The organism is uncultured Traorella sp. (genome assembly GCF_944327115.1).
GTDB lineage: Bacteria > Bacillota_I > Bacilli_A > Erysipelotrichales > Erysipelotrichaceae > Traorella.
The window spans coordinates 1-11,784 of sequence record NZ_CALVGS010000094.1; the positions used below are offsets into that span (position 1 = coordinate 1).

12 protein-coding genes are annotated in these 11,784 nt (G+C 36.6%); all 12 read right to left on the reverse strand.

Features of this window, described 5'->3' with window-relative positions:
• A partial coding sequence (locus tag Q0K35_RS08470) for an aldo/keto reductase (protein WP_294562236.1) occupies positions 1 to 716 on the reverse strand: 716 nt, incomplete at its 3' end.
• 14 nt (positions 717 to 730) lie between these two features.
• Positions 731 to 904: a hypothetical protein gene (locus Q0K35_RS08475; RefSeq protein ID WP_294562237.1), complete on the reverse strand. Its 174-nt coding sequence runs from the start codon at positions 902 to 904 to the stop codon at positions 731 to 733.
• Positions 892 to 2,061, reverse strand: a complete 1,170-nt coding sequence (locus Q0K35_RS08480) for an iron-containing alcohol dehydrogenase (protein WP_294562238.1) — start codon at positions 2,059 to 2,061, stop codon at positions 892 to 894. The genes Q0K35_RS08475 and Q0K35_RS08480 overlap by 13 nt, the downstream gene beginning before the upstream one ends.
• A gap of 131 nt (positions 2,062 to 2,192) precedes the next feature.
• Positions 2,193 to 3,095 carry a LysR family transcriptional regulator gene (locus Q0K35_RS08485; protein WP_294562239.1) on the reverse strand — a complete coding sequence of 301 codons (903 nt, stop codon included), beginning with the start codon at positions 3,093 to 3,095 and terminating at the stop codon, positions 2,193 to 2,195.
• Positions 3,096 to 3,148: 53 nt separating this feature from the next.
• The gene (locus tag Q0K35_RS08490; protein WP_294562240.1) at positions 3,149 to 3,331 is read right to left on the reverse strand and encodes a hypothetical protein; all 183 of its coding nucleotides are present in this window, start codon (positions 3,329 to 3,331) and stop codon (positions 3,149 to 3,151) included.
• 35 nt (positions 3,332 to 3,366) lie between these two features.
• Entirely contained in the window at positions 3,367 to 4,368 is a 1,002-nt protein-coding gene (locus Q0K35_RS08495) for an aldo/keto reductase (RefSeq protein ID WP_294562241.1), read from the reverse strand.
• Between the two features lie 168 nt (positions 4,369 to 4,536).
• A complete protein-coding gene (locus tag Q0K35_RS08500) occupies positions 4,537 to 5,892 on the reverse strand; it encodes an NCS2 family permease (RefSeq protein ID WP_294562242.1) in 1,356 nt (451 codons plus the stop codon).
• Positions 5,893 to 6,015: 123 nt separating this feature from the next.
• A complete protein-coding gene (locus tag Q0K35_RS08505; RefSeq protein ID WP_294562243.1) occupies positions 6,016 to 6,333 on the reverse strand; it encodes a hypothetical protein in 318 nt (105 codons plus the stop codon).
• 3 nt (positions 6,334 to 6,336) lie between these two features.
• Positions 6,337 to 8,163 (reverse strand): vWA domain-containing protein, encoded by a 1,827-nt coding sequence (locus tag Q0K35_RS08510; protein ID WP_294562244.1) that lies wholly within the window; start codon positions 8,161 to 8,163, stop codon positions 6,337 to 6,339.
• A 207-nt stretch (positions 8,164 to 8,370) separates the two neighbouring features.
• Positions 8,371 to 8,988, reverse strand: coding sequence for a flavodoxin family protein (locus Q0K35_RS08515; RefSeq protein WP_294562245.1), 618 nt, complete (start codon positions 8,986 to 8,988; stop codon positions 8,371 to 8,373).
• Between the two features lie 2 nt (positions 8,989 to 8,990).
• Positions 8,991 to 10,811 (reverse strand): alpha-glucosidase, encoded by a 1,821-nt coding sequence (locus Q0K35_RS08520; protein ID WP_294562247.1) that lies wholly within the window; start codon positions 10,809 to 10,811, stop codon positions 8,991 to 8,993.
• A 155-nt stretch (positions 10,812 to 10,966) separates the two neighbouring features.
• A complete protein-coding gene (locus Q0K35_RS08525) occupies positions 10,967 to 11,653 on the reverse strand; it encodes a hypothetical protein (RefSeq protein WP_294562249.1) in 687 nt (228 codons plus the stop codon).
• Positions 11,654 to 11,784: the final 131 nt, after the last annotated feature.

Sequence of the window (11,784 nt, forward strand, 5' to 3'; positions counted from 1 at the left end):
TTTATATTTTCAATCATTCTTTCTTTATGTGTTGACTTAGGAATCACAACGACATTGCTTTGGATCAAATATCTTAGAGCGACCTGAGCAGCACTCTTGGAATACTTTTCGCCAATCTTTACTAAAACAGGATTTGTAAAGAAATCTTTTCTTCCTTCCGCAAAAGGTCCCCATGATTCATGCTGGACATTATATTTTTTCATATATTCGTGAGCCTCTTTCTGCTGATGAAAAACATGGGTTTCTACCTGATCGACTGCCGGTTTTACCTCTACAAAACTGCAAAGATCAATCAACCTGTCAGGATAAAAATTTGATACACCAATTGCACGGATCCAGCCTTCCTTATAGGCTTCTTCCATTGCCCGATACGTACCATAATAATCATTAAAAGGCTGATGGATCAAGACGAGATCGATATACTCGCTCTGAAGCTTTTTTAAGGATTCACGTAAAGAAACCTTTGCTTTTTCATAACCGCCATTGCTGATCCATACCTTTGTCGTAATAAATAGCTGATCACGAGGAACGCCACATTTTTTGATTGCATTTCCCACAGCTTCCTCATTGCCATACGACTGAGCTGTATCAATAAGACGATACCCTGCACTGATAGCATCTAAGACACATCTTTCACATTCTTCATTGTTTACCTGATAAACTCCATATCCCAATACAGGCATCTGAATGCCATTGTTTAATGTTACATATTCCATATTTATTCACTCCTTTACTTTAAAGTATTTCCATCATGAAAAGCACGACCGATCATTCCCTGTACTTTCACATATGTGTTGTGAGATGGATCATAGGAAATAGTTTCTAACCGATCCGCATCGATTTTACCATCTTCACCTAAAATTGATTCATCTGCACTGACATCTTTACCTTCTACTTCCAACATTCTTTAAATATTTCATATATTTCTTCATGAGTCATTGGTTTATAGCTTGTAGGTATGATATTACATGAATCGGCAATCTTCTTTAGATCGATATCCTCCTGTAAACCTAACTGCTTTAAGCTTGAAGGCAACCCGATCTCATGAATAAATTTTTCTAACGCATCAATCCCTTCCAAAGCAATCTGTTCTTCGCTCTTGCCTTCTTCACTGATCTGCCATACCTCTATGGCAAACTGTTTAAATTTGGATAAACCATATTGATAAATGTGGCGGTAATAGGTTGGATGTAACACCGCTAACCCTTCTCCATGATTACAGTTGGTATAAGCACCTAACTGATGCTCCATCTGATGAACTTCAAAATCGGTCTGCTTTCCTAGTTTAATGATCCTGTTTTCAGCCATGGTCGCATCCCACATCAGATTGCTTCTTGCATTATAGTTTATAGGATCTTCGATAGCTATTTTTAAGTTTTTGATCACATTTTTCATCAAAGCAACAGAAAGATCATCCGATACATTATTTTCATTTGGCTCTCCAAAATACGTTTCCATGATATGAGAAAGAATATCAAAGCCTCCGCTTGCCATCTGTCTTTTTGAAACCGTAAAAGTATAAGCAGGATCTAATAAGGCAAACATTGGATTGCAAGCCGGATAATCACGACCCGTTTTGATTTTTAATTCTTCATTCGTAATCACTGCCCCGCCATTCATTTCACTTCCTGTTCCTGTTACAGTGACGATTACTCCTAAAGGCAATATATCAAAATCAATCACACCTTTATGTGTCCAAAAATCATTCCAGACATCACCCTCATAGCGGGCCGCCAAAGAAATTGCCTTGCAGCAATCCATGACAGAACCACCGCCAACAGCTAGGATCATATCCACATGTTCTTTTCTGACAAGTTCTGCTCCCTGCATTACTTTGGCATAAGTAGGATTTGACATAATTCCTGAAAATTCTACAACCTTCTTGTTCTGTGCAGTTAAAATCGTCATGATCTCATCATAGATCCCATTCTTTTTGATGGATCCTCCGCCGTAAGCAAGCATGATCGTTTGATACTTTTTTGTTAAACAGCCTAGATATTCCTGTACACATCCTTTCCCAAAATAAACTTTGGTCTTATTTTCAAAAATAAAGTTATTCATCATTTTCCTCCTTCTAATTAAAGATTTTATTCAATTTACTGAATTTTTCCTCTTTACAATGTCATTATAAAAAAGCCAAGGCTTCTTTTGAAGTCTTGGTTTGTTCATGAATATATACCTTTATGTTATAACTATTCTTTGTCTTGCTGGATCACTTTCTGAATGGCATCAAGGAATTTTTTTACAGTAGGAGATGGCTGAGGTGAATGAAGCAGGCCATATGGAATCGAATGATCCCAATCAACCGGAATTATTTTTAAAAGAGGATGAACGACTGACCAGGCCTCAATAGCCATTAATATCTCATTTCCATTTTCACAACGATTAAAAATATTAACATCATAAAAATCAAAGTCTTTGATCTGTATTTGATTGTGATGCTGCCAGATATCATCACGCAGATCATCGACATAACAGCTCCAGCCACGATGCATCAGCAATAAAGATTGTCCATATAAATCAGACACAGCTAGCTTTCTTTTTGCCGCTAAAGGATGATGGATCGAAACAGCAACGCACAGCGGTACTTTTTTAATTTCAAAACCATCACAATTTCTAAGATTCAGCATCGTATCATCAAAAATACCGGCTACGACATCAATACGATTACCTAAATTTTTTAAAATTTCTCTGGCATTTTCTTCCGTATTTTCAAAAGGTATGATTTGAAATTTAATATCAGAACAATATGCCTGGATCTTCGGCCATAATTCCAATAGTATCTGTGCAGGAGTCAGCGGTGAGGAACCAATTCGTAATATCTGAGTATCTTCCTGCATGGCATTTTGTGCACGAATCACGGAATCTTTACAATATTGAATGATATATTTCACATCTTTATACAAGGAAATGCCTGCTTTTGTAAGTTTTAAGCCACGATGGGTACGGTCAAATAATTTTACGCCTAAATTTGCCTCTAATAGGTTGATTTGTTTGATGACTGCTGTCGGGGTTATATAAATCTGTTCAGCGGCCTTATTAAAGCTTCCCGCATCGGCAACCATGATAAACGTTTCAAGCTGTGGATTGTACATAAATGACTCCTTTATGACAATATTTTAATTTGAAAGAAATTGAAAGTCAATGTTTAAGAAAATGGATAATGCCTTGATATGATCCTGTTTTTTATCTTCACATATCCTTCTTTCATCGTTGTCCAAGTATAGACAACAGCCTGTGCATGATAATCATTTCTTATCTGATTATATGCCTGTAAAGCCAAGCAGCACTCTTTTTTTGACATATAACTGCCATCAATTTTTCTATTCATAGAAGTTAGCATATGACTTTCATCTTATCCCTTCCTTACTTTTTTATCGCAGAACCGCCAAATACAGCAGACATCGGTATCTGATCAAGCTGTTGATCGATCATTTGAATTTCTTCTTCACTGAGCTCTATCTCGCAGGCAGCAAAGTTTTCTTTAAGACGTTCCAGTTTCCTTGTTCCCGGAATCGCACTCAGATAAGGTTTCTTGCATAACATCCATGCCAATGATATTTGAGCACAAGTGGCATTCTTCTTATCAGCAATTTCTTTTAATAAGTTTAATAATGTTTGATTTTCATCAATCGCTTCATTCGTAAACTGCGGCATTGTGCTTCGATAATCCAATTCTTTATCAAAATGACTGTCTTTTCCATATTTTCCACTCAAAAAACCATTTGCAATTGGTGAAAAGGCAACAAAACCAATCCCCAATTCTTCTAATACCGGAAATAATCTTTCATGATAACGAGCCATCATTGAATACCGATTTTGAATGGCCGTAATCGGGCAAACAGCATGAGCCCGGCGAATATATTCCTCATCTGCCTCTGAAACACCCCAATGTTTGATCTTTCCTTCTGCAATGAGAGATTTCATGACCTTCGCAACCTTTTCCGGCTCAACATGCGGATCAATACGATGCTGGTAATATAGATCGATCGTATCAACCTGCAATCGTGCTAAAGATTCTTCTACCGATTTACGGATAACGTCTTCTCTTGCATCCGGTATCAGAGGACTTGGAACCTTGCCGCTTTCTGTGTCAAAACTGATACCAAACTTCGTTGCAATTACCACCTGGTCACGATAAGGTTTCAAAGCTTCCCCGACAATTTCTTCATTTTCATGAGGATTGCTTGCCGTACCATAGATTTCTGCGGTATCGAAAAATGTATAACCAATCTTTACAGCTTCACGAATCATCTGGATTGCTTCATCTCTATCCATCGGTTTTCCATAAGCATGAGAAAAGCCCATACAACCTAACCCTATCGGTGAAACAAACAATCCACTCTTTCCTAATTCTCTTTTTTTCATCACTGACTCCTCCTTGATCTGATTCAAATTCCTTCGATATCATTATAAAGAAACAATGGCTTTTAGCGAATTCTCGATTAGTTATCTTGTTATTACCCAAAGGTAATAATAAAAAAAAGAGAAACAGTACGAAGACCATTTCTCTATTCAAATAATAATGTTTAATTTCTATATAATTGCAAGTAAAATAAAATTCAGGATAAACAATAAAGCAACTACCGCAATGATCGGATGGATTTCTTTTGCCTGTTTCTTTACGATCTTGACTAAGCAGTAGAAGATAAAGCCACTGGCAATACCGTATGAAATACTGTAACATAGAGCCATGAACAATCCTGCAAAGAAAGCAGGTACCGCTTCTTCTAAATCAGCCCAGTTGATTTCCGCAAATGATGAAACCATCATGCATCCTACGATGATCAATGCCGGAGCTGTCGCAGCTGAAGGAATCGCACTGACAAAAGTCGCTAAAAAAGCACTTAAGGCAAAACAGATTGCTGTTACTACAGAAGTCAATCCTGTTCTTCCGCCGGCACCGATACCGGCTGCACTTTCTACATATGTCGTTGTATTGGAAGTACCGAAAATAGCACCAATGGAAGTTGCTGTCGCATCGGCAAATAAAGCCTTGTCCATTTTAGAACTAAATCCACTGCCATTTTCAAGTGCTTTTTCATCCTCTTCAGAGAAGATACCGCTTCTCTTGCCCGTACCGATAAACGTACCGATCGTATCAAATGTATCTGACATGCTGAAGGCAAAAATCGTGATGATCACAAGCGGCAGCTTGGCCGGATCTGTAAATAATGATGGAAGACCTGCTGAAGTAAAGATTACTCCAAATGTTGACGGCAATGCATTAACGGCATCCATAAAACTTACCGTATCCGTTGTCGTCGTAACACCGAAAGGAATACCTATCAAAGCTGTTACGACAATAGCTATCAAAATACCGCCTTTCACATTTTTTAAAGTAAGGATGACAGCCAATACCAGACCAATCAAAAAGACTAATAATACCGGCTGATTTAATGTTGAAATAGCAGGAACACCACTATCAAAGTTGATAAAGCCAACATTTAGGAAACCTAAATAAGCGATAAATACACCGATACCTCCACCAATTGCATTCTGCAATGATTTTGGAATCGCTTTAATGATTACCTTTCTTACTTTTGTAACGGTAATAAAAATATTGATCAAACCGCAAATAAACACCATGGATAATGCCTGCTGCCAGCTGAATCCTAATTGGAAACAAACCGTATAAACAAAAAAAGCATTTAACCCCATTCCCGGTGCCTGTGCATAAGGTACATTAGCAACTAATCCCATGATCAGTGTACCAATCACAGCAGAAATAATCGTTGCCAAGAAAACAGCGCCCCATTCCATGCCTGCCTGACTTAACGTATTCGGATTGACCGCAATGATGTAAGCCATCGCAAAGAAGGTTGTTATACCTGCTACGACTTCCGTAGACACGCTGGTTCCGTTTTCTTTAAGCTTAAAAAACTTCTCCATATCTTACCTCCCTCTTGATTTTAATCAAGAATACATAGACATTATCACATATTTAACATTTTTTCAATACAATTTCTTTACATAAAGAAAGGAAATCGTTTACATGATTTCCTCCTCTATTTTTCATTGAACTTCATGTCCGTTGCACCATTTAAGAAAGGTACTTTGTGCAACTCCCAGCATCTTTGCAGCTGCCCGACTTGATATGTGATGATTCATATACATCTCATAAATGACATCAAACTGAGGCGGCACTTTTTTCTTTGGCCTGCCAAAGACCACCCCTTTGTTTTGTGCAGCTTTGATGCCATTTAAAATTTTCTCTTTGCGCTTCTCTTCCTCTTCTTTTTTACTTTCCAGTACAACATTCATGACATGTTCCGTTTTTACATCATCCTGTACAATTTGATAAACTTCCTGCCGTAGTTTTTCAACGTTCATTTTTTATTTGAAAAATTCCTTTCTAAAATCATAAAGAGCACTCATACACAAAATCAAAAGGGCTCCTGCGGCAGCCATCAAATAAAGATGTAAAGTATCTGATGTATTCGGCGTATTCGTCACTGTTTCATCAGTATCCGGGTTTTCCATATCATCAATCACCGGAACCTGTGTTTTCGTATATACATATTCAACACTTGTCACACCTGCTTGTGCTATAAGACCATGTTCATTTGCTTGATTGAATTCATCCAAGGTCATCGTTACGGTTTGCGTATTTGGATATGTCAGATTTACGACCACATCAAATCCGTCATAATCTACACGATTCTCAGCATCTTCTTTGTTGAAATGTTTCTCAGTCCAATCGACGATAACTGGTTCTGAAGTAAATACCTCCGGTAATGTCAATATCTGATCTTCTTCTTTCACACTTTCATCATAACGATGTGTTACTTCTAAAATACCGATTTCATAAGAGGCCTGTGGCTGTTCAAAAGCTTCACTGCCACTATTTCCTTTGCTGTCGTTATAGTCCAGCGTGGCTGATTCATTCGTTGGTGTTGTGAAAGAACCGGCTTCTGCTTTAGCGCTGTCTTTTAATTTTACGACATACGTCAGCTGTACCGGCTCATCTTTTTTCACTGGGACATTGATATCCCATGTGATAACACTATTTGAGTGCGAAACGGCATAATCATCTGTCGCTGCCAGATCTACTTCTTCACCATTGACAGTCAGTGTGAAAGGAACACTTTCATCTAAAACAAAATCTTCACCGATAACATCAGTCACTGTACCATTGTCTAACAGATAAACAATTTCATTCTGTAATTCTTCAAATGCAGCGTCGATCGTATCCACAGAAGAAGCCCCTAAAACATTTGTCATCAAATCAACGCTTAAAGGATAAAGATCATTATCCACTTCCCAATATAATGTAAGTGTATGATAAGATTCATTTACTGCATTCCATGCCTGGGCTGCATAATAAGTTGCTAATTCAACCTGTGAATATACATTAGGAAATGGTGCATTTTGAACGGTTAGATCTGTTGATACGACACAATCATCTTCTGTCACTTCTGATCCTATTCCATAAGGCAGATCCTTTTCAGCTGTGATCATTGAAGGATGCAAATCTTCATATGAAGTAACCTTATCATCTCTTCTAAAATATACATAAGGCGTCGTACCATCATAAACACCAACTGTTCCATCGTTATTGGTCATCCAATAAGTTGTCATTGTCTGACCACCTGCTGTATGGTCTTCATTCCATGCGTGAGTAATTCCATCCGATACCAATACCAGATATTTATTTTCTGCAGGAACAGATGTGTCATCGTCTAATATCTTCGTACCCGCAAGGATACCTGCCTCAAGATTCGTTCCGCTCTTTGTCGTCTCATTGACAGCTTTCTGAATCGTATCAAGACTTGTTTCTGTCAATTCAGTAAGGCCTAAAGTTACATGTGCTTCATAATCAAAATTAACAACTGCCACATTGATCTTACCCTTACCTTCACCCGTTTTGGCTGCCAGTTCAGCAAGAAGCTCATTTGCTTTTGCTTTTACATCAGTCATGACAGAGCTGCTGGATCTGTCTAAAACAAAGACAACATCCGTGGTAGGAACATATTCTTTTGAAGGCAATGACAATGTTACTTCCCATCTGTCTTCATCAATACGTTCAGCACTTTTTGATTTGGAAACATCCCACTTTTGTGAAGTGCTGTTACCACTCTCAACAGCAGAAAGTGAATAGCTTCCCAGCGTTAGTGCCATAAGTGCTGATAGCACGAAGCTGCATAATTTTTTGAATTTCATTTCTGTCTCCTTTCCATTCAAAGTATGATGAACGATAAAGCAGACAATTTCTTTCAAAGGGATTATAATAAAAAAGGATCAATAAAGCAGATAATTCGTATTTTTTGAATCTTTTTCAAATTATCTCATAATGTCTACATTTTACTGTAAATATAAAGAAAAAGATTCCTGGAATGGAACCTTTATGATCATATAAATATGAATTTTTTATCGTATAAAATTTGTCGATTGCTGGGCTTCTTTTTCAGGTAAACCGTACTTTTCTTTTCCTAAAGCAATGCTTTTCATTAAAAAAGACATATTTCTGGCAAGGGTGCGCATCGTCTGTAAACCTTCCGGATCTTCATTTGCTTCGCCTCTTTTGGCACCATGCACGCTGTTCCAATATTGACTGGACGCAATCGGCATACCGCAAATCGTAAAGTACTTGTTCAATTCATCAAAAGTAGCAGAACAGCCGCCACGTCTTGCAACCGTTACACTCGCTCCTACTTTCATACGTTTATCAAAATGAGTGCTATAAAATAAACGATCCAAGAAGGAAATCAAAGTACCATTCGCACTGGCATAATAAACAGGACTGGCGATGACCAAGCCATCACATTCTTCAAATTTTGCGGCACACTCATTTACCACATCATCAAAAACACATTTACCCGTTTTATAACAGCTGCCGCAGGCAATACATCCGCGAACATCCTTTTGACCAATTTGTACAACTTCGCTTTCAATGCCTTCTTCTTTAAAAACCTTTACCATTTCATCCAAAGCAATGGCCGTATTACCATTTGCCCGAGGACTTCCATTGATCAATAATACTTTCATCTTTAACCCTTCTTTCTGTAAATTCTTGCTTCATAGGCTTGTAACTCATTTGAAAATATTTCCTTAGGAAAGATACATTCATAGCTCTCATCTACAGGATGAGCTTTTTGTGGTCTTTCACCTAGGTTACAATCTATGAGGTAATGATCTCGCTGGTAAGTAAAACGATTTTTCTTTTTATTTAACACTTTGAAATCACCATATATTAATTGTATATCACTTTTTCTTAAAGAAATCAATTCCTTATAAGCCTTGAATACATTCTCATTGATAGGCTGATGAAGCCCTTGATGATGATTTGGAAACTTCTTGTTCCATGGCAATAAGACGCGTGTATGTTCTCGAGTACCGGCAAGTATTGTCCTAAAAACTTCTTCATGCGACTGTGTTTGAATATGTTCTTCATAATAGCCTTTTGATTCGACATCACTGATCTGTGACATAGAGGTAAAAGGATAATTGACTAAACCCATCTCGTCTCCTTGAAAGATAAAAGGAGTGCCTTTTAAGGTCATTTGCATGACGGCTAACAAAATGGCAATGGATTCATGATATCCTTTTTTATTTGATATCTTAGAAATCATTCGAGGATTATCATGGTTATTATAGAAAATGGACATCCAGCAGTTATTACCATAATTTTCGATCCATTCAATCATATAATCCCGGAAATAATTCAGATCATAAACATAATCTTCAAAACGAACATGACCCGGTGTTTCTAAATGATCAAAGGAAAAGATCATATCTAATTCTTCCCTCTCTTCGCCGGTCACCAGCTGGGCCATCTTCATCCCTAAGCCGGGTGTTTCACCTACAGAAAAGGCATCATGCTTGGCGAAAGCTTTCTTGTGGATCTCATGTAAATATTCATGTAAATGAGGCCCATAATAGTAATGTTCAATACCTGTGTAACCCATCATTTTCCCAATCGTTTCATTTCCTGATGGAAGACCCTTTTCTTTGGATATATAATTGATGACATCCATGCGAAAACCATCCACACCTTTATCCAGCCACCAATTGATCATCGCAATGATATCTTCTCGAACATGAGGATTATCCCAGTTTAGATCCATTTGTTTTTTAGAAAACAGGTGTAATCCCCATAATCCTTCTTTCTCGTAATGATTCCAGGCAGAACCGGAAAAGAATGATGTCCAGTTATTTGGCAATGTATCTTGCTCTTTCAGAAAATAATAGTCACGATATTTACTTTGAGGATCATGCAACGCTTTTTGAAACCATTCATGTTCATCTGAAGTATGATTTACTACCAGATCCATGATCAGCCTCATTCCTTTTTGATGGACTTTCTCTAGTAATTCATCAAAGTCTTCCATCGTTCCAAATTCTTTCATGATTTGTTGATAATCTCGAATATCATAACCATTATCATCATTTGGAGAATCATAAATCGGAGATAGCCATATTGCATCAATTTCTAGATCGGCTAAATAATCCAATTTTTCAATAATACCCTTTAAATCACCAACACCATCATGATTGCTGTCATAAAAACTTCTTGGATAAATTTGATAGAAAACCGCTTCTTTCCACCATTTCTTTGTTATTTCGCCCTTTGATACAAATGGAACATCCTTTTCCATGTTCACCAAATGCAACAACGCATCGAAAAAAGAATCACCTAATTGCTTACGAGTAAATCGGGCGATTGTTTTGAGCTTTAAGTTAGATACAAGTGAATTTGTAATTAGTTTTTCATTCAAACCTAATTGCATCAATACTTTATATAAAGCATCATGCCCTACCGGGTTTTGATATAAATCTTTGATCTTACTTTCTAATGTTAGTTTTTTCATAATTCTATTATAGCCTATTTTTGAGATCATGAACATGTGGCATTTTAATTTACGAATAATTATATTGTAATATACTTAAAATATGATTAAGTTTTACTATTGAAATTGCATAATCTAAACCAACTATATAACTATAATACTCTCTAAATTCAACGTTATTTTTTTAAAATAATATCATATTTTAAAAATTCATTTTTCATTTTTTCAAATTCTTCATCACTTAGTAAATCTAGATTTAAATCATCCATGACATCGACAACTCCGGATGCAAGTGTGTACAGGGAATAATTTGTTATATGCAAGCCCATTTTTTCAAATGAATTAGGTAAGTTTTTATATGCTTTATCTATTGTGAATATATTTTTATTCAATTGAAACGCTAATTCATAAATAGCACGCATCATCTCATTCTCTCTTCTTTTTCTAATTTTCACTTCATTTTTTCTAGAATTACGAATATACGCAAAAAAGTACCTAGGATCTTGAAAATCTGGACTCTCTTGATGGCATTCCTTACATAACAAGAAATAATTTGATGGTACATTTTCACCACCCAACATTTTAGATTTAATATGTGCCTTTTGTAAAAATTTAACTTCAGGAAGATTCCATATTATCATATAATTTTTACTAGTTCTTAATTTTTCATAATTTGGATTATTATAAATTTTTAAATTAAATTCGCAACATGCCCAACATTCTGGTTCTCCCCAATCAGAAATTACAGGCAAAGCATCTTCCTCATAATCATCAATCACCTCCAAATTTTTAGAAATATATTTACCTTTCCAATACTCAGCAATTTGTTTTCTAGATGGTACAGATTCTTTCTTTTTATTCATAAATTCTTGTATGATAATTACATACCTTGAAGGTAGTAATCATCGCTTTCCTTTCTAGTCATCTATAGTATGATATAAATAGCCTGTGTTCTCTTTATAAATCATGTAGCTTGACTACTCTAAGGAGACTA

What these genes read in the sequence shown, in the direction of transcription:
- Q0K35_RS08505 (WP_294562243.1), bottom strand. Translation starts at nt 6,333, where the DNA reads ATGAACGTTGAAAAACTACGGCAGGAAGTTTATCAAATTGTACAGGAT.
- Q0K35_RS08475 (WP_294562237.1), bottom strand. Translation starts at nt 904, where the DNA reads ATGTTGGAAGTAGAAGGTAAAGATGTCAGTGCAGATGAATCAATTTTA.
- Q0K35_RS08525 (WP_294562249.1), bottom strand. Translation starts at nt 11,653, where the DNA reads ATGAATAAAAAGAAAGAATCTGTACCATCTAGAAAACAAATTGCTGAG.
- Q0K35_RS08480 (WP_294562238.1), bottom strand. Translation starts at nt 2,061, where the DNA reads ATGAATAACTTTATTTTTGAAAATAAGACCAAAGTTTATTTTGGGAAA.
- Q0K35_RS08485 (WP_294562239.1), bottom strand. Translation starts at nt 3,095, where the DNA reads ATGTACAATCCACAGCTTGAAACGTTTATCATGGTTGCCGATGCGGGA.
- Q0K35_RS08515 (WP_294562245.1), bottom strand. Translation starts at nt 8,988, where the DNA reads ATGAAAGTATTATTGATCAATGGAAGTCCTCGGGCAAATGGTAATACG.
- Q0K35_RS08490 (WP_294562240.1), bottom strand. Translation starts at nt 3,331, where the DNA reads ATGAATAGAAAAATTGATGGCAGTTATATGTCAAAAAAAGAGTGCTGC.
- Q0K35_RS08500 (WP_294562242.1), bottom strand. Translation starts at nt 5,892, where the DNA reads ATGGAGAAGTTTTTTAAGCTTAAAGAAAACGGAACCAGCGTGTCTACG.
- Q0K35_RS08520 (WP_294562247.1), bottom strand. Translation starts at nt 10,811, where the DNA reads ATGAAAAAACTAACATTAGAAAGTAAGATCAAAGATTTATATCAAAAC.
- Q0K35_RS08510 (WP_294562244.1), bottom strand. Translation starts at nt 8,163, where the DNA reads ATGAAATTCAAAAAATTATGCAGCTTCGTGCTATCAGCACTTATGGCA.
- Q0K35_RS08495 (WP_294562241.1), bottom strand. Translation starts at nt 4,368, where the DNA reads ATGAAAAAAAGAGAATTAGGAAAGAGTGGATTGTTTGTTTCACCGATA.